Genomic DNA, 22,779 nt, shown 5'->3' with positions numbered 1-22,779 from the left:
GAGATGCGGCGTCAGGCCGAGTGATCGTTATTCTTCGAGACGATGCGCTTGACGGCCGTCGCCGCAGCATGCGTCGCGACCGCCGCGCCGACGACGCCGGCAGCCGCAAGCCCGATCTCGTCCGCGTTCTTCTCGACGCCGAATTGATGGATGTTCGTCAGCCGTTCGTAGAACGGGCCCTTGTCCCAGAACCCCTCTTCCGAGCAGCCTATGCAGCCATGGCCCGACTGGATGGGGAAGGACACGCCGCCGTTCCAGCGCACTGTCGAACAGGCGTTATAGGTCGTCGGCCCCTTACAGCCCATTTTGTAAAGGCAGTGGCCCTTTCGCGCGCTTTCGTCGTCCCATTGCTCGACGAACTGGCCGGCGTCGAAATGCGGTCGGCGGTAGCATTTGTCGTGGATGCGCTGCGAGTAGAACATGTTCGGCCGGCCTTGCCGGTCGAGTTCGGGCAATCTGCCGAAGGTCGTAATATAAGTAACGACGCCGGTCATGACTTCTGCGATAGGCGGGCATCCCGGCACCTTGATGATCGGCTTGTCGTGGATGACCTTGTCGATCGGCGTCGCCTGCGTCGGATTGGGCTTGGCCGCCTGCACGCACCCCCATGAGGCGCAGGCGCCCCAGGCGATGATCGCCATGGCGTCGTCAGCCATCCATTTCAGCTTTTCGACGAAAGGCTTGCCGCCGTCGATGCAGAACATGCCGCCTTCGTTGAGCGGCGGATTGCCCTCGACGGCGAGAATATATTTGCCTTTGTATTTCTCTTTCGTCTCTTGGAGGATCGCTTCGGCCTGATGGCCGGCGGCGGCCATGATCGTATCGTCGTAATCGAGCGAGATCATCGACAGAACGACGTCTTTGACCAGCGGATGCGCCGAGCGGATGAAGCTTTCCGAACAGCAGGTGCATTCGAGCCCATGCATCCAGATGACGGGCGTGCGTTCCTTGGTTTCGAGCGCATTGGCGATCTTCGCGGCGCCGATTGGACCCATGCCGAGACTGGCGGCGGTCAGGCTGCAAAACTTCGTGAAGCTTCTGCGCGTCACCCCCTGTCGGCGGATGACGTCGTAAAAAGTCTCGATTGCGGCCATTCCCGCTCCTCCTGATGGCGTTCTTCGTCCCTTTGTCGCGATCTCGCGTCGCGCTTTGTTTTTAAGGGGTGAGCAAGGTCCGGGCCAAGCGCCGCCCGTTGATTGAAATTGATTTAATTCCAATAAGCTAGGAGAGTTCGAGGAGCGTCTCGATGAGAATTTTCGCGCGCGAGCGGCTAGTCGATTTTCATTCGCCGGAAAGGCGCTTGCCAGCCCTTGGTTCAATGCGCCGTGCAGACCATGCAGGGATCAAAGGAGCGGATCACATGCTGCACGGAAGCGGCGCTCGCGCCATGGCCTTCGAGCGGCGCGCCGACGAGCGCCTGCTCGACCGGACCGGCCACGCCGGAAGCGTCGCGCGGCGAGAAATTCCACGTCGTCGGCGCGATGATCTGATAGGCGCGGATCTTTCCCTTCTGTGCGCCAAGCCAATGGCCGAGCGAGCCGCGAGCGGCTTCGACGAGGCCAACGCCCTCGCCGTCGCCATCGTGCGGCGCCACAACGCAGAAGGGCTCGTTCAACGCCAGCGCCTTCGCCCAGCTTTCCGCCGCCTCCGCCACCATCGCAAGCTCGATGAGGCGCGCGACGACGCGAACGAAAACATTAGAGCCACGCGAACGCTCAAGCAGGGCGCGCACAAGCGGATGGCCATGGACCGCCAACCGCGCGAGCGCGCCAACCTCCGTCGGACGCCCGTGAAAACGTGGCGCCTTGGCAAAAGAATATGCGTTGGGCTTATCGACAAAGGGCTCGGTACGCGCGAGTGACGGCTCTTCCGGGCCGTCACGCATATAGGCGTGCGACACGTCTTCGCGGATCGCACGCGCGTCAAGCGGCGACAGCGCGCTCGCAACGGGATCGAACACGCCCGCGTTCAGAAAGGCGCCTGTCTCGTCGCGATAGGCGCCATAGCTCATCAAAGGATTGGCGGCGCGGCCCAGATTTTCGAGATCGAGCGCGCGCGCGATGCGGCAAAAGGCGGCGAAATCGCCATCCGCGCCCCGCCCTTCGCAAAAGCGTTCCAGCTCCTGCGGCGTCTTGAGGCCAAGCGGCGCCTCAAGCGGGGCCGCGAACACCGCGGATTCAAGAAAGCGGCGAAAGTCGCGCGCGATCGCGACGAGCTGCGCCTTCTGCCCAAGATCGACAGCGCAGGTCGTTCCGCCCGGCTGAAAGGCGAGGCTGTGCGGCCATTTGCCGGCGAGTATCCCCATGATCTCGAGAAGGCGCCGGCGCGCCTGCAGAGCCTCGTTCGCCGCCGCGCCTTCGATTGCCTTGAACCGGCGCGTCGTCGCGTCATGCCAGCTTCGGCCGGCATATTGCGCGCGCGCGAAATCCGGCATGAAGAAAATGTAAAAATGCGTGAGATGATCGGCCATGTTCTCGGCGGCATGCGCGAGATTGGCCGCGATTATCCCATTACGCGCCGGCGCGACGCCATAAAGCGCGCGCAGCGCCGTAGCCGCCGCCAGGGATTGCGAGACCGAGCAAATGCCGCAAATGCGCGGCGCGATGGCGAGCGCGTCCGCCGCCGGCCGGCCGATGAGAATTTGCTCGAAGCCGCGATAGAGCGGCGTCGTCACGCGCGCTGAAGCGACGGCGTCATCTTCGATGTCGAGCGACACTTCGAGATCGCCCTCGACGCGATTGAACGGGCCGACGAGAAGGCGCGTCATTCCTTCGGCTTTCTCGCGCCGCGCGGCGGCACGACGACATGATCGGCCGTGGCGTTCTTACGCACGCGTTGCGGCGTCGCCGATTTCGACAGCGCGGCGAGCGCCATGAACCAGGCCTTTGGCATGTCGAGCGGCAGCCCTATGGGCACGCCGCCGATCTTAGGCGTGCGGTGATAGTCGCGAATATCCTCGAAGCCGGGAGACGTGCAGGCGATGCAGGCGAACCCGCCCTTTGTGCAGGAGCCTGAACCGTTCCAGCCGCGCTGATTGCAGTCGCCTGCAGCCTGCGTCGCCTTGCAGCCAAGATGCTCCATGAGACAGCCGCGCTGCGACAACGTCTCCGCGCTCGCCTTGAATTCATAAAATTCGTTGCGGCTGCATCCGTGATGCGCGAGATGATCGACATAGAATTTCGGCCGGCCGAGCGCGTCGAGATCGTCCGCCGTCAGCACGTCCAGCGCCAGCGCCGCGAGCGTCTCCATGATCCAGCCGGGATGCGGCGCGCAGCCCGCCACATTAATGACGGGCAGGCCGCGCCGCGAACGATAATCGGCGCCGAGCGCGCCGCCCGCCACGCCCTTGCGATATTGCAGACCGACGGCGTCCGTGGGATCGGGATCCGCCGCGGGAACGCCCCCAAATGTCGCGCAGGAGCCAATGGCGACGCAATAATCCGCCTTGGCGGCGAGAGCCCGCGCCCAATCGAGCATGGCGCGTCCCGTGCCGGCGAGACGATTGAAGAAACCCGTTCCGTCGGGTCCGCACAGAATCGCGCCTTCGATGCAAAGCGCGTGAAGCGGCGTTTCCCCGGCCTCGACGCGCTCCAGAACGACGCGCGCTTCCGTTCCGGTCTCCTCACTGACGCTTGGATGCCAGAGGAGGTTGACGCCGAGCGTGCCCAGCTCGCTAAACCATCCGCCCGAGCCATGTTCAAGCATGGACATGGTGCAGCCGCCGCAACTTCCGGCCTGAAGCCATAGTATGTTGAAGGCGCCCGCGCTCATCCGCGTTCATCCGCGCGCAACTGCTGCTGCGCACTATTCATCGGAAACTGCACCGTGAAAATCGCGCCCCCGCCTGGATGATTGGCGACGACAATGGAGCCGCCATGTTCCTTGACGATGGAATAGCTGATCCAAAGGCCAAGGCCCGTCCCTTCGCCTACCACCTTGGTGGTGAAAAAAGGCTCGAACACCTTGTCGAGCACGACATCTGACATTCCGCGCCCATTATCCTCCACGATGATTTCTGCGTGCGCGCTCGTCTTGCGAATCGCGACGCGAATGCGAGGCGTAGCGACATCCCTTGTCGCGTCGAAGGCATTATCGATCAGATTGACGAGCACTTGATGAATCTGCCCCTCATGCGCATCGACAACGACGCTCTCGTCACAATCGAAAACGATTTCCGCGCGCGTCTTCTTGCTGCGCGCCGCCCAATTTGCCGCCGTGCGCGCGATGCGTTCAAGATCGACGCGCTGGGTTTCGGCGGGCCGGCTGAAGGACAGACGCCGCAAATTCCTTACAATGTCGCTGATGCGAACGGCGCCGTCCATCGTCCCTTCGATGAGCGATGGAAGATCGGCAAGAATGGCGTCGATCCTGTAGCGGCGCCGTAACTCGTCATTCTGCGCCTTCACGCTAGACTTCTCGAAATATTCAGCGAGCGCCCCGCGATATTTGTCGAGCGTATGGATATTTCCATAAATGAAACTGATGGGATTGTTGAGCTCATGCGCGACGCCCGCGACGAGCCGACCCAGGCTCGCCATTTTTTCCTGCTCGACGAGTTTGCGCTGCGCCTGCTGCAATTCACGATGCGCGCGGTGCAGCGCCTCATAAGCGCGTTTCAACTCACCGATCGGGCGCCCCGTGAGCACGGCGCCGACGCGCCGACCCGTATGATCGAACCGAGCAGAGCAATTGATCGCCATGAGATCGGACGCGCCGTCCGCCGCCAGAAAACGCAGTTCGCATTCCGTGACCTTGCCAGCGACGCCTTCGGCGATCTTCTGCAACGCGCTCGCGCGGTCCTCCTCGACCAGGAAATCCGCAAGGCTCGCGCCGAGCAAGTCCTTCTGGCTCAAGCCGGTGATGCGCTGAAAGGCGGGATTGACCTGAAGGATGCGGCCCTTCTCGTCGCATACGACAAGAATATCGGAAACGGAGGCGATGACGCTTGAAATGAACTGCTGCGCTTCCTCAAGCTCGGCATTCTTGATTTCGAGATCTGACTCATAACGAATGAGATCTGAATAAACCTCATCGACCCTATGAATGACTTCGAGCCACATATTCTCCGTCTGCGCGTCGTCCGGCAGCCCCGCGCTCTCCGAGAGGAGATCGAGCATATTGGTCGGACGGCAGATTTTACTCTTCGTCATCGCGCAGATCCCGCTCGACGCCATAGCGTTCGATCTTGTTGCGCATTCCGACACGGGAAAGGCCAAGCTCTTCCGACGCGCGGCTGATATTGCCGTCGAAGCGGCGCAACGCGTCCTCGATCATCTCGCGTTCGAGCGCCTCGACGCGGGTCTTGAGCATACGGGCCGCGCTTGCAGCCCCGTTCGTCAGTCGCGGGGAGAGAATGCGCGGCGACAATAGGCTTGCAGGCAGCAGTCCGTCATTTTCCGAGAGCGTCACCATGCGCTGAATTTCATTATGCAACTCGCGCACGTTTCCTGGCCAATCGTAACTTGCAAGACGCGTGAGCGTCTCGACCGTGAAGCCTTTGACGCCGCGCCTGAAGCTGCGATTGACGTCCGCGAGGATGCGCATCGCGATCAATTCGATATCCTGCGGCCGCTCGCAGAGCGGCGGCAGATGGATCGGAAAAGCGGCGACGCGATAATAAAGGTCGCGCCGGAACCGTCCCACCGCGACTTCGTCTTCGAGACTTCGGTTCGTCGCCGCGATCAGGCGCACATTGACCTTGCGCTGCCGTTGCGCGCCGAGCGGGCGAATTTCGCCCTCCTGCAACACGCGCAGCAGTCGCACCTGAAAGGCGGCGGAGGTTTCGCCGATTTCGTCGAGAAAGATCGAACCGCCATTGGCGAGTTCGAACAGACCGACGCGATCCTGATAGGCGCCGGTGTAAGCGCCCTTTTTGCAGCCGAAGAGTTCGCTCTCCAGCAGTTCGTCGGGTAAAGCGCCGCAATTCTGCACGACAAAAGGCTTGTCGGCGCGATCGGAGCCGTAATGGATCGCGCGCGCGAGAAGCTCCTTGCCGGTTCCCGACGCGCCGGTGATGAGCACCGAGATGTCATATTCCGTCGCCTTGCGCGCGAGCGCCACAACGGGCGCCACGGGACTTTCGGGATGGTGAATGATGCGGCTGAATTCAAAGAGCCGCTTCTCCTTGCGACGCCGAGTCGCGATCTGCTCTTTGAGCAACTCCGCAGCGGGCTTATTGTCGAGACCGGCGCCGACCTCCTTCTGGTAGCGATAGAGCTGCGCCGCGTCGCGCACGCTGGCGATCAGCTTCTCCGGCTCCCATGGCTTGGTGATATATTGATAGATGCCAGCTTCATTGACGCCGGCGATGATATCTTCGGACTCGGTATAGCCGGAGATGATGATGCGAATCGGATCGGGCCAGGAGATGCGTGCGCGTTTTAGGAAATCGACGCCTGATTCGCCCGCCATTCTGTGATCGCAGAGAATGACCTGCACGAGTTCCCCGTCGAGGACGCTTTCCGCCTCCTTCGCTCTTGAGACGCAAATCACGTCGAATTCATCGGAAAGGACGCGTTGCAGCGCCTCGCGCGAGCGAAGCTCGTCGTCGATCACCAGCACGGTCGAAGAAAAAGTCATCGCGTCATCCGGTCCGCAGGTCTCGCGGTTTAACATATGCGAGGAAGCTGTTCTCCCGACAGCCAATCGACGATGCGCCCGCCGCCAAAGCGCGTCGTCATCTCGACGAAATTTCGCTCGTCTTCGACGACATGGCCGATCAGCGCGGCTTCGCGTCCGAGCGGATGTGCGCGCATGGCGTCGAGCAGCGCATCAGCGGCCTCAGGCGCGCATATCGCCATGAGTTTTCCCTCATTGGCGACATAGAGGGGATCGAGTCCTAGGAATTCGCAAGCGGCGGCGACCTGCGGCTTCACCGGGACTGATTCCTCGGCGATCGTGAAGCCAACGTTCGACTGATGCGCGATTTCGTTGAGCGCCGCGGCGAGGCCGCCCCGCGTCGGATCGCGCATCACGCGCAAAGCGTCGCCCGCCGCCCCGACCATGGCGGCGGTCAGTCCGTGCAGCGCTGCGGAGTCGGACATGATCTCGACGCTGAATTCGAGATTTTCACGTCGCGACATGATGGCGACGCCATGATCGCCCATGGAGCCGGAGATAAGCACCGCGTCGCCGGGGCGCGCTTTGTCGCTCGACAGCGACAGGCCGTCCGGCAAGACGCCGACGCCCGCGGTCGAGATGAAAACGCCATCCGCCTTGCCGCGCTCGACGACCTTGGTGTCGCCCGTGACGATCGGCACGCCGGCGGCGCGCGAAGCATCGCCCATGCTTTGAGCGATGCGCTTCAAATCGAGGAGCGCAAAACCCTCCTCGATGATGAAACTCGCGGAAAGATATTTCGGCGTCGCGCCAGCCATCGCGATATCGTTGATCGTGCCATGGACGGATAATGAACCGATATCGCCGCCCGGGAAAAACAGCGGCGAAACCACATATCCGTCGGTCGTCATCACGAGACGGCCTTCCTGCGCGTCGAGCGAGGCCTGATCGTCGTTGCGGCGCAGCCAGTCATTGTCGAAGGCGTCGTGAAAAATATCGGCGATGAGCTGCGCCATGGCGCGCCCGCCCGAGCCATGCGAGAGATCGACGCGGCCCTCTCTCATATCGAGTTTTCGTCGAACTGGTTTCATGACGAGACTCATGAGGCCGCCCTTTCGATGCGCGCGCGGCTGCGGTCGCGAAACCGCCCATAGGCGTAATGCGCGGCGCAGGAGCCCTCCGACGACACCATGCAAGACCCCATCGGCGTCTCAGGCGTGCAAAGAGCGCCGAAGAGTTTGCAGTCTGTCGGCTTCTTCGCGCCGCGTAGAATCGCGCCGCATTCGCAAGCGGGATTGTCGGCGGCCGCGACCGTGCGAATATCGAAGCGCTTTTCCGCGTCGAAATCGGCGAACGCCTCGGCAAGGCGCAGCGCGCTTCGCGGGACGAGACCGAGCCCGCGCCACTCGAAGCTTTCGCGCAATGCAAAGACTTCATCCATCTCCTTCTGCGCTCTGAGGTTGCCGTCGTGCGTCACGGCGCGCACATATTGGTTTTCGATGGCGCAGCGGCCCTCATTGATCTGCCGGATCAACATAAGGATCGACTGCATGACGTCGAGCGGCTCGAAGCCGGAAATCACGACGGGCTTGCGATAGTCGCTCGCGACGAATTCATAAGGCCGCGCGCCGATCACGGTGCTGACATGGGCGGGACCGACGATTCCGTCGAGCCGCGTCGCCTCATCCCCTTCGCCCGTCAATATGGCGCGCATGGCGATGGGAGTCAGCACATGATTGCAGAAGACGGAAAAATTGCGCAGCCCTTTCTGCTTCGCTTGTTTGATCGCGAGCGCCGTCGGCGGCGTCGTGGTCTCGAAACCGATGGCGAGAAAAACCACTTCGCGCTCGGGTTCCGCCTCGGCAATGCGCAGAGCGTCGAGCGTCGAATAGACCATGCGGATGTCGGCTCCCGCCGCGCGCGCTTTCAACAGACTCGCGCCGCGAGACGCCGGCACGCGCATCAGATCGGCGTAAGTGCAAAGCGTCACGCGCGGATCGGCCGCGAGCCTGATCGCGTCGTCAATGCGCCCCACCGGCAAAACGCAGACCGGGCATCCAGGACCGTGGATCATCTCCACATTCCGCGGCAGCATGTCTTCGACGCCATAGCGCGAAATCGCATGCGTGTGCCCGCCACAAAATTCCATGAAACGGTAGTTCCTGCCGGGATCGACTTCCGCGGCGATCGTCGCCGCGACGCCCTTCGCGAGTTCGGGATCGCGATATTCGTCCACATATTTCATGACGGCGTCTCCATCGCCGCAAGGTCGCGCAACAGCGCCAAGGTGCGCTCGGCCTCTTCGGCGTCGATCTTCGATAGAGCGTAGCCGACGTGAACGACGACAAAGTCGCCGACCGCGACATCATCCACGAGCGCGACGCTGATCGCCTTGGACACGCCGCCCATGTCGATGCGGGCCATGCCGTCGCCGAGAAGTTTCGTCACTTGAGCGGGGATCGCTAGACACATAGAGCAAGTTCCTTGGGAATTGGAGATTGCGCGAAGGCGCGCGCCATCGCCGCCTGGCCAAGCGAAAGACCGCCGTCGTTGGGCGGCAGCTTTCGTGCGAGCATAGGCCGCAAACCAAGGCTTTTCAGCCGTTCCATCAGCCCTTCGGCAAGAACGCGATTCATCATGCAGCCGCCGCCGAGCACAACGATATCGAGCCGCTGCTCTGTCGCGGCCCTCGCGACGAATTGCGCGAGCCCTTCGATAAGCGCGCCGTGAAAAAGCTCCGCGCCTTCGCGAGGGCTCATGCGCCGGTCGGCGAGCGCGCCAAGAATCGGCAGAAAGTCGAGTTCATCGCCGTTCATGCGAAAGCTGTTTTCCATCGCGCGCGGCGTGACGACCAGCGCTTCCATCTCAATAGCCGCCTGCGCTTCATAATGCTGGCGCGTCGAAAGACCGAGAAGCGCCGCGGCGGCGTCGAAGAGGCGGCCCATGCTGCTCGTAACAGGCGGCGCATATCCTTGCCCAATGAGCCGCGCCATCTCTAACGCGCGCGGCTCATCGGCAAAAAGCTGCGCCGCCGCGTTGAGCCGCCCGAGCTTTGCGAGCGCGCCGACGCCCATTCGCCAGGGCTCGCGCGCGGCGCGGTCGCCACCCGGCGCTGGCAGCGGCGCGAGTCCACCCAATCGTCGCCATGACGCGCCGTCGAGGCGCATCACTTCGCCGCCCCAGGATTGTCCGGCGTCGCCAAGCCCATGTCCGTCGAGCGCGAGGCCGAGCGCCGGCCCCTCGATGCGATGCTCCGCGAGAACGGCGGCAAGATGCGCCGCGTGATGTTGCGCGCGAAAGAGCTGGAGGCCCAGCTCCTCGGCCCAGCGTGTGGAAAAATAGTCGGGGTGGAGATCGCAGGCGACAAGCTCCGGCGTCACGTCGAGAATATCGACGAGCCGTTGCGCCGTCTCGCGATACAAACGCGCGGTCGCGGCGTTTGAGAGATCGCCGATATGTTGCGAGACGAAAGCCTCGCGGCCGCGCGTCACAGTTATCGTCGCCTTGAGATGCGCGCCGGCGGCGACGACGCAAGGGCCGTCCGCCGCAAGCTCGATCGGCTCGGGCGCGAATCCGCGCGCGCGGCGCAAAAAGACCGGCGCGCCGGCGACGACGTTCATCACCGAATCGTCAATACGCGTCACGATCTCGCGATCATGCGTCACGATCAGATCGGCGATGGCGGCGAGGCGCTCCTGCGCCTCCTCATTGTCCTTCACCAGCGGATCGCCGCCGAGATTGGCGCTCGTCGCGACGAGAATCAATTCTTGCGGCGCGTCGCGCCACGCGCGCGCCACGGGCGCGCTCGCCGCCTCCTGAAAGATGAGATGATGGAGCGGCGTATAGGGCAACATGACGCCGATGCGATTCAAGCGCGGCGCGACGGCATCGGCGAGGACGCCTCTACTTTGCGTCAGCACGACGGGCCGCGTCACATCCTGGAGCAGAGCGAGTTCCTGTTCAGTCGCGCGAGCGATCGTGGCGACGGAGGAGATATTGGCCGCCATGACGGCGAAGGGCTTCGCGTCCCGCGCCTTGCGACGGCGTAATTCTTCCACCGCCGCTCGGTTATGCGCATCACACATCAAATGAAAGCCGCCCACGCCCTTCGTCGCGACGATCTTGCCGGCGCGTAGCGCCACCACGATCTCCGCCGGCGAAGACGAGAGCTTTGGTCCGCAGGCCGGACAGCAGAGGGGTTCCGCGTGGAAGCGCCGGTCTGCCGGATCGCGATAGTCGCGCGCGCAATCGGGGCACATGGCGAAGGGCGCCATGGAGGTCCGCGCGCGATCATAAGGGAGCCGCCGCGTAAGCGTATAGCGCGGGCCGCAATGCGTGCAGGTGACGAAGGGATAGAGATAAAAGCGGCTCGTAGGATCGAAGAGGTCGTCGAGACATTCTTCGCAAACGTCCGCATCTGGAATGATGCGGGTCTCGCTCTTGCCGTCAACCGAGTCGAGAATGACAAAGCTCGAAGAGTCGCGCACCACGAGTTCTTCGACCTCGATCGCATCGACGCGCGCGAGCGGCGGCGGATGGCGCGATAGCGCATCGAGGAAAGCGTCGATGCGCTCCCCCTGAACTTCGAGGAGGACGCCAGCCGCATCATTCTTGACGAACCCGCTTAGCCGCATGCGCGTTGCAAGAACATAGATGAAAGGCCGGAAGCCGACGCCCTGCACGGCGCCGCGCACGCGCACCCGCAGACGCTGCGTGGCGGCTTGCACGGCGTCCGCAGGAGCCATCCGCCTTACTCCGCGATCGCCATGCGCGCGGCGCGCGCTTCGATCCAAGCATAGAACGCCTGCATGCCCTCGCCGCTTCGCGCCGAAACGACAAGCGTCTGCAGATCAGGATTAACCGTGAGCGCCGCCGCCATGCAGGCGCCGACATCGAAATCGAGATGCGGCAGAAGATCGGCCTTGTTGAGCAGCATCAGATCGGCGGCGGCGAACATGTCTGGATATTTGAGCGGCTTGTCCTCGCCTTCCGTCACCGACAGCACGACGACCTTATGCGCTTCGCCAAGATCGAAGGCGGACGGACAGACGAGATTTCCGACATTCTCGATGAAGAGCAGCGCATTCTTTTCCGGCGCGAGCGTATCGATCGCATGTCCAACCATATGCGCGTCGAGGTGGCAGCCCTTGCCGGTGTTGATCTGCAGCGCGCGCGCGCCGGTCGCGCGAATGCGCTCCGCGTCGTTCGAGGTCTGCTGGTCGCCCTCGATCACGACGATCTCGCGTCGCGCCTTCAAATCCTCGATCGCGCGCACGAGAAGACTGGTTTTTCCCGAACCGGGACTCGAAACGAAATTCAGCGCGAAATTGCCGTTCGCCACGAGACGATGACGGTTTTCGCGCGCATAGGCGTCGTTCTTCGACAGAATGTCGCGCTCGATCTTGATGATGCGCTCCTGGCTGAGGCCGGGCGCATGAACACCGGCTAATCCTGCGCCGTAATGGATCGAGTCGTCGCCATGGCTCTCCACGCCATGTTGGTGATGATGGTCATGATCGTGATGTTCATGGTCAGGTTGATGATCGTGGTCGTGTCCATGATGATGATGATGGCCATGGCGATGATGACGGCCATGATCGTGGTCATGCCCATGCGCGTCGCGCTTTTGGGCCTTGTCCTTGTCTTCGACGACGCTCATCCCGCAACCGCAGACGGTGCACATCAGGAGACCTCCAGTTCGATGAGGCGAAAATCGTCGCCGCGCGTCATTTGAACGCGATGGCGTCCGCATTCGGGGCAAGCGCCGAAGCGCTCGGCCAACGCGACTTCCTTGCTGCAGTCGAGACACCAGCCGGCGCCCGGAACATCCAGCAAATCCAGGGCGGCGCCCTCGCACATCGAGCCGCGAACCACGGCCTCAAAGCAAAAGCGCAAGGCGTGCGGATCGACATGGCTCAGCGCGCCGACGGCGACGCGCAGGACGGCGACGCGTCGCGCGTCGGCCTTGCGCGCTTCCTCTTCGGCAAGATCGACGAGCGCTTCCATCAGCGACATTTCATGCATGCTGCGCCTCGCGAAGTCTGATATCGCAGGATGCGCAGGGATCGAACAAGGCCGCAAGCGTCGCGACAAACCGCCGGGGCTCGGCGACGTCGAGCTTAGCCGCCGCAAGCGCTTGGGCGAAAGGCCCGGCGGGATGGAAGTTCCACTCCGTCGGCGCGAGAATGTCATAACTCGTCACGACGCCCGATGCGTCGATTTCGACGCGATGGAACAAAAATCCGCGTGGCGAGTCCACCATGGCGAAGCCTTCGCCGCGCCGGCTCGAACGGGCGACAAGGAGATCTTCTTCGCCCGCCAAGGGTTCCCTGCTCGCCAGCACGTCTAATGCGTAAGCGATGTCGCAGAAGCGCGCCTGAAGCCTTGCCGCCAGCAGCCCGATATTGCGACTAAGGCAGGAAAAATGGCGCGCGAAAGCTCCCGTTTCGACGACGCGTCCCGGCAGATGCGGGCGGGCGAGAAAATCAGCGTTTCGCTCACAGAGTGCGCGATGCACGGACTCTATGTCGTCAATCGCCAGAAAGTCGACGCCGCTTAACCAAGGCGCGATCTGCGCATATTGCAAGGCGTCTCGCCATAACTCAGCGAACCAGGCTGTAGGATTCCGACCCGCTTCAAGCGGCGCGCCGACTTCCCATGCCGCCTCCTTCAAAGCAGCGTGGAGAGAATTGTCATTCACTTCGCCAGCCGCGCGGGCGGCCCCCAGCGCCTTGCGCAAGGCCGGCAGATGCGCAAGACGACGGGGATCGCTTTTCTCGCCGGGCCAATCCAGTAGGCTGGCGCGCAAATGTTCGGCGATGCGCTCGGCGTGGAGCATGCGTCTCCAACGCCAATGCAAGCCGTCAGGCGTGGGTCGCGACTGCGCCGCAGCCACCGCCGCTTCGCTTGCGATGCGCTGCGAGCCGGCGCAGAGGGTGAAGACCGAACCGATCAGGCAAGGCGCGTCGCTCGCCGCCTTCCCGTAGAGAATTCGCGTGGCGTCGACTTGTCGTCGCGGCGTGACCTTCGCCTCTTCCACCCTATCCTCGATACGCGTCACCTCGACGCCGATGCTCGACGACATCTCCCGTAACGCGCTCATGACGCGAGATTGGGTGCGTCGCGCTTCGCGCCGAAAGTGAGCGAACGGCGATCCAGCAACGCGGGTCTCCGCGCCGCCGCGGCGCGCGCCTCCGCAAAAGCGGGATCGAATAATTCGTCGAGCGCGGCGACAGCGACGGCGCGCGCCGCGGCGTGATCAGCAAAATCGTCCATCGGAGAAAAGAGCGAGCAGCTGTCGACGCGGCCGAAGCCTTCGAGCCGTCCAACGACAAAGTCCACGCGCCCTGCAGTCAGCGGCCAACAGGCCGTTTCGCCTGGAGCCTTCGGCGGGAGCTCCTCGGCGTCCGCTGCGCAGATCATGAGGTTCATGAACCAGGGCGTGAGAATGACGCCGAGCGCTTGGGCCCCATAGGGCCGAAAGCCGATCGCCTCTATCTCCAGCGCCGGATTGCAGATCGGCAGATCGCGCATCGCTTCATGAACGCGCCGGTAGTGATCGGCGAGCCGCGCGCCGGCGCATGCCGCCGCCGCTTCGCGCGCGGGATCAACCTTCGCGCTCATCGGCGAGCCTCATGAATTTCGCCTGCGGCGCGTCGCAATTCGGACAGCGCCAATCCGCGGGCAATGCGCTGAAGGATACGCCCGGCGGAATCTGCCAGACGTCATCGCCAAGCGCGGGATCATAGACATGCCAGCACACGCCGCATTCCATTTTTGTAGTGGCGCTCACGTCGCGAGGCGCGCTGAAATTCTCGAAGCTCATTGGAAATAGGCCTCGTAGATCTCGCGAAGCCGTTCGCTCGAATCGCGGAAATCCTCGGTCGCCGCCAAGGCGACGACAGGCACGCCGCCGATTTCGAGCGTATCGAGAATGATCTCGTCCATGGCGTTGAAATATTGCACGGACCAGACGTGGCGCGTCGCCGTCGCGTGAATGCGGCACTTGCCGTAGCCGCGCGACAGGAGGCCGACAGGCCCCTCTCCGAGCGACGCCTGCAGGAAGCGCATGTCTTCCGTCGCCATCGGAAACAGCATGAAATTGACCATGTGGGACTTGGCGCCCGGCGCGAAGGCTGCGACGCGCGCGCGAATTTCCGCGAGCAGCGGCATGACGTTCATGGCGCCTTCGGGCGCTTCGCCAAAGGAAACGTCGCGCGCATTGACGATCGACGCGCGCTTAACGATCTCGGGAATGTCGCCGACCTCAAGATAATCGCCGACAAGCCGATCGTCGGCGTCGCTGAAGCGCACGCGCCAAAGGCCGGCCATGGTCGATTCCGCGATTTGCGCCGTGACGCCGTCCGGCAACGCGACGACGCCGCTCACCTCGCCCGCGCCGAGCGCTTGGTCCAGGAGTTCGCGCTCGTCCGCGGTGCGATCGGTAATGTCGAAGAGACGGCCCTGCTCTTCCGCCTGCTGAAGGGCGAGCGCCTCCGCGAGTTCGAGGAGAAGGCTTCCAACGCCGGCGCAACGACGAATGAGGTCTTCCGACTCCTTATGCGCGAGACTGCCGAGACGTAGACTGGCGCCCGCGGCAAAAACGTCGTCGAGGCCAATCGGCGCCACCGGCATCGCCTCATCCGCGCCTTCGGGCGCCGTCCAAAATCCTGCTTTCACGGGTCAGGCTCCCGCGCTGAATGAAATCTCGACCTGCGGCCTTTTCGGTCCGGCGAGCACAGGCGCGCAAGGATCGAGAAAACTCTCGATCTTCGCGATGTAATCGGCCCAGTCCCAGATTTTCGGCATGACGCCGACTGGCTCGCGTCCTCGCATGACGACGAGACTTGGCGACACGTAAGCGTGAAGCCGCGGACGCAGTCTTTCTTCGGCGTCGGGCGCGATCACGGCGCCGCGCAGGCGATCCGAAAAATGCGACAGCAGTTCGGGCAGCACGACCGCGACATCGCCGGTCTCGGGACGATTCGCGCCATCGCCGGAAAGAAATAATAGGGCCTGCGCGCCCTCCTGATGCACGCCATCGAGAAAGGCTTCGAGGCTCAACTCATCCACGAGCGGCAGCTGCGCCCGTTCAATCAGGCGCCGAAGCAAAGGCGACATCGGCAACTCCTCCCAGCTTTCTTTCTGGAGAAATTGCAATGAGGGCGCCAAGGCCGGCGCCCCACCGCATTTATTTATTACACATTGAAATCAATAGATTTCTAAGGATTCTTAATTCATGCGCCGCTATTGGGCTGGAATCTTACTTTCCTTTTTGAGAAGGAAGTTTCCAAGTGAACAAGGTTCAAAAATAGGCGGGCTCGATCAAATATCAGCCCGCCATCGTCGACCCGCCGCCTTCAAGTCGAGTCCGCCCGCCAAGGCGACAATGAAAGGACCCGGTCGTCGGCCGCCCGCTTCCCTTGGCAAAGCTCGACCAGAAAACCCCTTGTGACAGATGGCTCCGCGTCCGCCCCCTCCTATCTTTGATTTCAACTTAAGTCTTCTCCAAGGCAGCCTAGAGCTTGCTCGATCGGAGCCAAATGCGGGTAAATTATGCTGCTTACGCCGTGGCGTCCTTAGCTGTCGGGCTGTCGGCGCTGATGGGATGGTTCGTGCAAGATTGGCTGGTCGAGGGCTTGCCAGTCGTTGCATTTTTGCCAGCGATTGTCGTAGCCGCCGCCCTTGGCGGTTCTGCGCCAGGGCTATTCGCTGTGGCCCTCTCTGCGGCCATAGCTCGGCTGCTGTTTTTAAATTCTCCTTCTCTGCAGGCGTTGGGCCCTCGTGTAGCTGGGTCGTTGCTTTTTTTCGTGCTGGTGTCGCTCGCAATAGTGACGGCTGTCGCCCTACTCAAGATTGCGATTGAACGCGTGGCGGTTGAAGCCCAAAAGGAGCGCTCACTTATTGAGACGGCCCCAAACGGCATAATCGTTGTTGGCAGGGCCGGCAAAATGCTCGCAGCGAATTCGAGCGCGGAGAGGCTTTTTGGGTATCCGCGCGAGGAGCTGCTCGGGCAGTCGGTTGAAATGCTCGTCCCGAAAAGAGCATCAGTGACGCACAAAGGCATGCGGGAGGCGTTTCAACGATCGCCAGAGACTCGCGCCATGGGCGCAGGCCGTGATCTGCGGGCGCGCAGAAAGGACGGAAGCGAATTTCCAGTGGAAATCGGCCTTAACCCTATGGAATGGAACCAAGAGCCGGCCGTGCTGGCGACAATCACAGATATAACTGAGCGGAAGCAGCACGAGGAGAGGCAGAGGATACTTGCAAGGGAGCTCGAGCACCGAGTTGGCAATTTCTTCGCGCTTATTTTAGCTATTATTCGAAGGACCCTGACAACGGACCGGAGCATATCGGAAGCGGAACAAATCCTTACGGGGCGGGTGCAATCCCTGGCAAAGGTTCACGCTGTCGCCTCCGAAGCAATGTTTCAAAAAGTCTCAATGGATAAGTTACTCGAGACGGATATTTCCAGCTTCAAAGATCAGATCGAAACAAAAGGCCCAGATGTTTCGCTGTCCGCAAAAGCCGCTCAAGCATTTGCCCTCGTTGTTAATGAGCTTGTCACCAACGCGGTGAAACATGGCGCGCTCTCGACCCCCAGTGGGCGAGTGCTGATAGACAAGCGAATCGAACTTATCGAAGGAGAGCCGTGCCTAACCTTTGAGTGGAAGGAAAGAGGCGGTCCTCCTGCGACAGCCGCGTCCAGGAAAGGATTTGGCAGCTTCATCATTGAGGAATGGCCGAAGCAATTTGGTGGCAGGACGACCATCACCTACCAACCAAGCGGTCTATCCTACCAGCTCCATCTGCCGCTTGCCTCTGTCACCGACATCGCGGGCGTAGACAGTGCGTAGCTTATACGAGGAGAGAAGCGCACCGCGCGCTTCTAGAGCACCGCTATGTAAGCGTCCTCTGCAGCTTGTGCAGGCTTGCTGATCCGACCCACGCAAGGCGCATGCAGTTGGCGCGCCATGGCGCCGACGTTATCTATACGAACTTGGGCTGCTCCGACGTAAGCAGGCCAATTTGAGCCATGGCGACCATGCACGAGCGCTCCATTGTCGTGTTCGGCGGAACCGGGTTTCTCGGTCGCCGCGTCGTTTGGCGCCTCCGCAAGGCTGGGTTTTCTGTTCGGGTTGCCTCGAGGCATCCGGATCGGGCGCATAGGCTATTTGGTTTTGATGATCCGCAACTTCGCTCGGTCGAGGCCAACATTCACGACGAGCAGTCAATCGCTGATGCGCTTGCTGGCGCTTATGGCGTTGTGAATGCGGTAAGCCTATACGTCGAGCATGGCCGCGAGACTTTTCATTCCGTCCACGTTGAAGCTGCTCGGCGATTAGCAAATCAAGCGCGTCGAGCCCAAGTTGAGCAGTTCGCGCACGTCTCGGGAATCGGCTCCGACGCCGGCTCATCATCGCTTTACATCCGCAAGCGTGGCGAAGGCGAATTGGCGGTTCGCGCCGCCTTCGCAGATACAATTCTCATTCGTCCTGCGGTGATGTTCGGACCTGACGATTCATTTCTCACCTCCATCCTCAAACTCCTCAGGCGGCTTCCAATCTATCCGATGTTTGGGCGCGGCCGCACGAGACTGCAGCCCGCATATGTGGAGGATGTGGCGGAAGCAATCGCCAGGGCGCTGGATCGGAAGGACGTGCATGCGACCACTTTCGAGTTTGGCGGACCTCGCGTCTATTCTTATGAAGAATTGCTCAGGGTCATTGCCCACGAAGCCAACCTTAAGCCTATGTTAGTTCCTATTCCCTTTGCCGTTTGGCGCACGCTGGCGTGGTTCGCGGAAATGCTCCCGAGCCCGCCCATCACTCGCAATCAAGTAGAGCTGATGCAGGTCGACAATGTGTGGTCCCCAGGTATGCCAGGATTTGAAGATCTCGGCATTTCGCCGCACTCGGTCGAGGAAATACTCCAGGAGATATTACGGGATCAGTGATCAAGGAGATTCTTCGGCAGATACGCCTCGAAAACGGTCGTCTGTCTTGCGAGGGCAAAACCGCACGAAGCCGCCGAGGCGGATGGCTAATTGGCCCCTGAAGGAGCGAATGCTAGCCTGGGATATGCAAACGGGCTACTCGGCGAATATAACGATGCGCATTATCAGCTATGGAATGCTCGGAGTGTCTGATGACGGTAGTTGTGAAAGACAGCAATGGCGTAGAACTCAAGGACGGCGATTCCGTGACCTTGATAAAGGACTTGAAAGTTAAGGGCTCGTCCGTCGTCCTGAAACGCGGCGCCCTGATCAAAAATATCCGGCTCACTGATGATCCGGCCGAGATCGATTGCCGCGCTGAGAAAGTAAAAGGGCTCGTGCTGCGGACGGAGTTCGTCAAGAAAGCCTAGCCGCCATCGAATGGCGCGCAGGACGAGCGAACCCCATCGACATCCTCGACCTGCGCACCAGGCGATTTAGCAAGTCCGGTTCGTCAAGAAACTTTGGCCCCGGCAGTTGAACGACGCTCCAACTCGTCTTTCTTGGCGTGCGGGCTATGCCGCGCGCCCTCCGTGATTAGGGGCGTATCCGAAATCACTTCAGTCCTGTCGACGCGTTTCCTCGCCGTGGCCAGCAATATATCGCTCCGCTGGGACATTTGGGTTTGGATTTCCTGCCGTGCTCGATTGGCTGACACCTGAAGGCCCTCACGCCATCGGAGGTTCTGCGCCAGGCTTTCCCGCTGTTCAGATTGATCACGTAACGTTCGAAGTCGCCCATCTCCGCGAATATGAAGGTGAGCACGTCGCCAGATATTTTCGATCTGAATTCGTAGGCGCGCCCGCCTTTCTCCAGCCTCACGGACGGCTCGATAGGAGTGACAGCAACGCCTAAAGAGAAAAGATCGAAAGGCTCGTCCGCTTTACAATCCCAATAAACAAAACGCTCCGCCGCCGCGCAAGGCGACGCGGCCAGCGTAACGAGAGCGACGAGATTGAACAGAAGCGGTTTTGGCATCGAGCGGCGAAGCAGCGGTTTTAGCGAGCATGCACATCCTGGGGCGGGCCGCCGCAAGTCTGCGCCCTATAGGAGGTGTACCAAGAACCGGATATCTCGCCGGTGTCCGGCTCCCGATAGGTGAATTCGACCGAACTTGGGCACCCCGGTTGATGGCTGGCTGCAATAGTGGTCCAGTACCATAGGCCTCCATGGCCGTCACAATTCCCCCAAGTGGTCGAAGATTGTCCCACACGCAAGCATGTGTCACTCACGCTGCGCGGCGCAGCAGCTGACTGCCGATGCAGTCGTGCGCGGGCGCCGGCTTGGTCATCGGAGTTCGTCCTTGCTTGCTGTCGCATGGCCGCAGCTCTCTTTTGCATTCGGTCGACGTCGTAGATGTCGTTATCTGAAGTTCCTTCATATAATTTCGCTGCCTCATTATAGCAGTTAGCGGCGGCGATGTGGTTCGAACTCATTGCAAGGTCATTACACTCGCCTTCTTTTTGATGCGCCCGATCCCACGCTTCAATTACTTCTGGCGGAGGGCTTGGCATGGGCATCGGCGTTAGCGCCAAACTTGAGTCGTCAGACTCGAGCGGCGATGATGCCCCTTCCTGGCGATCGATGTCAGCCAACCCGCTCTTGCCTTGCTGTGTGTCGGTGTCTCTGTTGGTTCGGGGACAGGGAATGATTTTATATGGTTTCGCGCCATTGGCGAGATCGCTATGAGAGATTGTCTGCGAACCGCATTCATTGCTGAAGGTCGCAACGTCTCTCGCGTGATCGATCACGGTATGGACGCGCGTGCCGTCGATGATCTGATCTCCTTCTTCCGCATAAGCGGATGACGCCCACTACGCGAAGGCAAACGCAATCGACACGATTGAAAGCGCCAGGCTTCGCTTATTTGAGAACACGGAATTTCTCCTCGGGGAGAGCTTCAGATAATTTAGCAGGCGCTGCGTCCAGGTGACGAGATGGGACAGGGGCGGCTTCGGCGCGTTCCGTTTTCTCAATTCCCGGTCGGGCCGGGACAGTATTCTCGCAGGACGGCCCAATGCCTCCTGAAATGCGCCTGATTGGGGATCTTGAGGACGTGATCGCCATTCACCCCGAACAGTGTCTGGTTCGGGCGGGCATTCAACGCAGTCCGTTTTTCGGTATAATAACTCTCATATTTCTTACGGCACTTCGTCGCATCGAGGGCATGACCATCAGGCGTTCTCCCTCGGTAAAGGCGAATGCAGATAAGATCGTCCTCCCCATCGATGACGATGCCGGGTACTGGTTCCCCCTCCCCGTATACGGGCACCTTCCGAAACTCCAAGGTTCTCGCCTTGCCGAAGTCGAAGATCGCGTCCTTTCCCCCGCCGTGCCCGGGATGCTCAGGATCCGATTCTGTGTAGTGGTGCACTATGTAACGGCAGTCATCTATCCTCTTGAACGAACTCTCCGAGAAGCAGCCGCTCTTGCCGTTCCTGCATTCCACCGGCTCGCTTTTGAAATATGTCCCGGAGGGTGGCGTAGGCTCGTAATCCCCTTGGTTCCGGAGCAGCGCATACGCCGCTTCGATCGCGGACTCAGCGAATACCGGCGTGCTTTGAGCAAGAAGAGCAAGAAGGGCGACCGCCAATAGCCTCTCCATGTCGATATCCCCTAGGTGAGGCCGAATCCTCGCATCCGAAGAAGTAAATTCGTGACAATCGTAACCTTGATGCGGCCAGACGAACGAGCTCACCGCGGGAAGGCGCGTCATATCTTCTTCTTGATCCTTGCGATAGCCGCGATTGCATCGCTGGCGCCCGGCGTGATTTCGAGTGACTTGCGGTAATCTGCAAGGGCGTTACGTAGCTTGTTTTCGGCTTCGTAGGCCGCTCCGCGATTGTAGTAGGCGTCGAAATTCTGGGGATTGAGCCGGATCGCTTCACTATAGTCCGCGATTGCGCGGTCGCGCTCGCCTCTCGATTGATAGACGAGGCCGCGATTGTAATGGGCCTCTGACTCCATCGGGTTGAGCCGGATCGCTTCGTTGAGGTCTTTGATCGCGCGGTCGAATTGGTTCTTGTCAGCGTAGGCCTTGCCACGGGCGTTATAGAGTTCGGCTCGTGCGGTTGCCGTGAATGGTCGCGCGAGCAGTTCCGTGCATCCGGCAATCACACGGTTCGGGTCGGCTCCAGTGCAATTCGTCAACGCCTGATCGTTGGCGCGGGTGGCCGAAGTGACGCCCGCGAGCAGGACGAGCGAAACAGCGGCTGACTTCCACATTGCCATACCCCCTTCGTCAAAGCGTGCATGTTAGTTCCTCGACCGCCGTCCACGCTTGGTCAGCGCACAATACGGCGGCGATCATTCTTAAGACTTCCTCGGACTCATGGTCGGCGTGACAGATCCGAATTGTCCTCGGACGTGGTTCATCGACATACAAAGCTGTACACTATGCCTGCCGGCGCCGTCGTTCCGAGCGTAAAGTTCTCAAATTTGGCTTTGGGCTTATCAATCTTATAGGTTGGTTTCCCCGCAGCCATTGCCGACCCAAAGTAGACTTCGGTATAGAGGAGTCTTATCTTCTTATTTTTGCAATCGAACTCGCTCCGGCTTGCGTGAGACGAAAGCTTGGCGCCCTCCGACTTGATATCGCTTAAGTGCCACACTTGGACAAGATCGCCCTTTTTAGCGATCGTTCCCGGATCTACGTAAACGTCCACCGTTCCGGATTGTGCGTTAATCCTGTGCAGATGCGTCCAACTGTGTTCCGCCCTGGCATGTCCGCTAACAACTGAAAATGATGCAATGAGTGTGATAGCGGTCGCGATTTCCCGCACGGTCGAACGCTGGCGATTTTTGCTGGAAGCTCTCATCTTGCAGTAGCCTTCTCGAGATAGGTTACAGCGTCTCCGACAGTGCGAATGCGCTTTCCGGCGGCGTCAGGAATTTCGAAATTTACGGAAACTTAAAAGAAGAACGCCCGCATCACCCCATGGGGTGAAATTCACTTCGGCACGCACCTTTTTTCCGAATTGGACCTGTTTGCACGACCCTTTTGCGGCCCCAACGAGGGGGCGTTGATCAGGAACCCGGCTGCGGTTAGGCTTTCGCCAGCGGGAGCCGTTGCGCCCGCGAAGCATTGGGATTGATCTCCTTTTCTCCGGCGAGCCAGAAAGTGAAACCTTCCGGTAATTGTCACCAAATCCACGACGCGGGCCTTCGCGCCGGAGCGGCAGCCGCCGATCTTGGATTCTCTTTCGAAATCGGCCGGCGAGGATGGC

At 60.9% G+C, this 22,779-nt stretch carries 22 protein-coding genes; 3 read left to right on the top strand and 19 right to left on the bottom strand.

Translation table 11 applies throughout. From position 1 onward, the window contains the following. Window positions 1-11 precede the first annotated feature (11 nt). The 16 genes from NEI07_RS03285 to NEI07_RS03210 all read right to left on the bottom strand — a co-directional run bounded on the left by NEI07_RS03285 (window position 12) and on the right by NEI07_RS03210 (window position 15,678). Window positions 12-1,094: a hydrogenase small subunit gene (locus NEI07_RS03285; RefSeq protein ID WP_256032684.1), complete on the bottom strand. Its 1,083-nt coding sequence runs from the start codon at window positions 1,092-1,094 to the stop codon at window positions 12-14. Between the two features lie 221 nt (window positions 1,095-1,315). Continuing rightward, entirely contained in the window at window positions 1,316-2,767 is a 1,452-nt protein-coding gene (locus NEI07_RS03280) for a nickel-dependent hydrogenase large subunit (protein WP_256032682.1), read from the bottom strand. After that, window positions 2,764-3,771, bottom strand: coding sequence for an NADH-quinone oxidoreductase subunit B family protein (locus tag NEI07_RS03275; RefSeq protein WP_256032680.1), 1,008 nt, complete (start codon window positions 3,769-3,771; stop codon window positions 2,764-2,766). The genes NEI07_RS03280 and NEI07_RS03275 overlap by 4 nt, the downstream gene beginning before the upstream one ends. Continuing rightward, the gene (locus tag NEI07_RS03270; RefSeq protein ID WP_256032677.1) at window positions 3,768-5,150 is read right to left on the bottom strand and encodes a sensor histidine kinase; all 1,383 of its coding nucleotides are present in this window, start codon (window positions 5,148-5,150) and stop codon (window positions 3,768-3,770) included. The genes NEI07_RS03275 and NEI07_RS03270 overlap by 4 nt, the downstream gene beginning before the upstream one ends. Beyond that, window positions 5,137-6,579 carry a sigma-54-dependent transcriptional regulator gene (locus tag NEI07_RS03265; protein ID WP_256032675.1) on the bottom strand — a complete coding sequence of 481 codons (1,443 nt, stop codon included), beginning with the start codon at window positions 6,577-6,579 and terminating at the stop codon, window positions 5,137-5,139. Before NEI07_RS03265 ends, NEI07_RS03270 begins: the two co-directional genes overlap by 14 nt. A gap of 29 nt (window positions 6,580-6,608) precedes the next feature. After that, window positions 6,609-7,661: a hydrogenase expression/formation protein HypE gene (hypE, locus tag NEI07_RS03260; RefSeq protein WP_256032673.1), complete on the bottom strand. Its 1,053-nt coding sequence runs from the start codon at window positions 7,659-7,661 to the stop codon at window positions 6,609-6,611. Beyond that, complete coding sequence (hypD, locus tag NEI07_RS03255; protein WP_256032672.1) at window positions 7,658-8,803, bottom strand: hydrogenase formation protein HypD; 1,146 nt, start codon at window positions 8,801-8,803, stop codon at window positions 7,658-7,660. Before hypD ends, hypE begins: the two co-directional genes overlap by 4 nt. Next, on the bottom strand, window positions 8,800-9,030 hold the full coding sequence (locus NEI07_RS03250) for a HypC/HybG/HupF family hydrogenase formation chaperone (RefSeq protein WP_256032671.1): 231 nt from the start codon (window positions 9,028-9,030) through the stop codon (window positions 8,800-8,802). The genes hypD and NEI07_RS03250 overlap by 4 nt, the downstream gene beginning before the upstream one ends. Next, entirely contained in the window at window positions 9,021-11,303 is a 2,283-nt protein-coding gene (hypF, locus tag NEI07_RS03245) for a carbamoyltransferase HypF (protein ID WP_256032670.1), read from the bottom strand. Before hypF ends, NEI07_RS03250 begins: the two co-directional genes overlap by 10 nt. A 5-nt stretch (window positions 11,304-11,308) precedes the next feature. Further along, window positions 11,309-12,241, bottom strand: a complete 933-nt coding sequence (hypB, locus tag NEI07_RS03240) for a hydrogenase nickel incorporation protein HypB (protein WP_256032669.1) — start codon at window positions 12,239-12,241, stop codon at window positions 11,309-11,311. Continuing rightward, window positions 12,241-12,582 carry a hydrogenase maturation nickel metallochaperone HypA gene (gene hypA, locus NEI07_RS03235; protein ID WP_256032668.1) on the bottom strand — a complete coding sequence of 114 codons (342 nt, stop codon included), beginning with the start codon at window positions 12,580-12,582 and terminating at the stop codon, window positions 12,241-12,243. Before hypA ends, hypB begins: the two co-directional genes overlap by 1 nt. After that, window positions 12,575-13,642, bottom strand: a complete 1,068-nt coding sequence (locus NEI07_RS03230) for a nickel-dependent hydrogenase large subunit (protein ID WP_256032667.1) — start codon at window positions 13,640-13,642, stop codon at window positions 12,575-12,577. Before NEI07_RS03230 ends, hypA begins: the two co-directional genes overlap by 8 nt. A gap of 14 nt (window positions 13,643-13,656) precedes the next feature. Then, window positions 13,657-14,181: a [NiFe]-hydrogenase assembly chaperone HybE gene (hybE, locus tag NEI07_RS03225; RefSeq protein WP_256032666.1), complete on the bottom strand. Its 525-nt coding sequence runs from the start codon at window positions 14,179-14,181 to the stop codon at window positions 13,657-13,659. Continuing rightward, window positions 14,165-14,383 carry a rubredoxin gene (locus NEI07_RS03220; RefSeq protein ID WP_256032664.1) on the bottom strand — a complete coding sequence of 73 codons (219 nt, stop codon included), beginning with the start codon at window positions 14,381-14,383 and terminating at the stop codon, window positions 14,165-14,167. The genes hybE and NEI07_RS03220 overlap by 17 nt, the downstream gene beginning before the upstream one ends. After that, window positions 14,380-15,237, bottom strand: coding sequence for a hydrogenase expression/formation protein (locus tag NEI07_RS03215; RefSeq protein ID WP_256032663.1), 858 nt, complete (start codon window positions 15,235-15,237; stop codon window positions 14,380-14,382). Before NEI07_RS03215 ends, NEI07_RS03220 begins: the two co-directional genes overlap by 4 nt. Window positions 15,238-15,240: 3 nt before the next feature. Continuing rightward, window positions 15,241-15,678, bottom strand: a complete 438-nt coding sequence (locus NEI07_RS03210; RefSeq protein ID WP_256032661.1) for a thioredoxin domain-containing protein — start codon at window positions 15,676-15,678, stop codon at window positions 15,241-15,243. A gap of 422 nt (window positions 15,679-16,100) precedes the next feature. Between NEI07_RS03210 and NEI07_RS03205 the strand changes: the two genes are divergently transcribed. The 3 genes from NEI07_RS03205 (at window position 16,101) to NEI07_RS03195 (ending at window position 18,924) form a co-directional block, all read left to right on the top strand. Continuing rightward, on the top strand, window positions 16,101-17,414 hold the full coding sequence (locus NEI07_RS03205) for a sensor histidine kinase (protein WP_256032660.1): 1,314 nt from the start codon (window positions 16,101-16,103) through the stop codon (window positions 17,412-17,414). A 179-nt stretch (window positions 17,415-17,593) separates the two neighbouring features. Next, window positions 17,594-18,514, top strand: a complete 921-nt coding sequence (locus NEI07_RS03200; protein ID WP_256032659.1) for a complex I NDUFA9 subunit family protein — start codon at window positions 17,594-17,596, stop codon at window positions 18,512-18,514. A gap of 191 nt (window positions 18,515-18,705) precedes the next feature. Continuing rightward, the gene (locus NEI07_RS03195; RefSeq protein WP_256032658.1) at window positions 18,706-18,924 is read left to right on the top strand and encodes an alkylphosphonate utilization protein; all 219 of its coding nucleotides are present in this window, start codon (window positions 18,706-18,708) and stop codon (window positions 18,922-18,924) included. A 1,601-nt stretch (window positions 18,925-20,525) separates the two neighbouring features. Here NEI07_RS03195 and NEI07_RS03190 read toward each other — a convergent pair. The 3 genes from NEI07_RS03190 to NEI07_RS03180 form a co-directional block, all read right to left on the bottom strand. Then, window positions 20,526-21,146, bottom strand: a complete 621-nt coding sequence (locus tag NEI07_RS03190) for a hypothetical protein (RefSeq protein ID WP_256032657.1) — start codon at window positions 21,144-21,146, stop codon at window positions 20,526-20,528. Between the two features lie 119 nt (window positions 21,147-21,265). Continuing rightward, window positions 21,266-21,778: a tetratricopeptide repeat protein gene (locus tag NEI07_RS03185; RefSeq protein ID WP_256032655.1), complete on the bottom strand. Its 513-nt coding sequence runs from the start codon at window positions 21,776-21,778 to the stop codon at window positions 21,266-21,268. A 146-nt stretch (window positions 21,779-21,924) separates the two neighbouring features. Beyond that, the gene (locus tag NEI07_RS03180; protein WP_256032654.1) at window positions 21,925-22,371 is read right to left on the bottom strand and encodes a surface-adhesin E family protein; all 447 of its coding nucleotides are present in this window, start codon (window positions 22,369-22,371) and stop codon (window positions 21,925-21,927) included. Window positions 22,372-22,779 lie beyond the last annotated feature (408 nt).

This window comes from Methylocystis suflitae, from assembly GCF_024448135.1.
Taxonomy (GTDB): domain Bacteria; phylum Pseudomonadota; class Alphaproteobacteria; order Rhizobiales; family Beijerinckiaceae; genus Methylocystis; species Methylocystis suflitae.
This window is presented reverse-complemented; position numbering and strand designations above follow the sequence as displayed.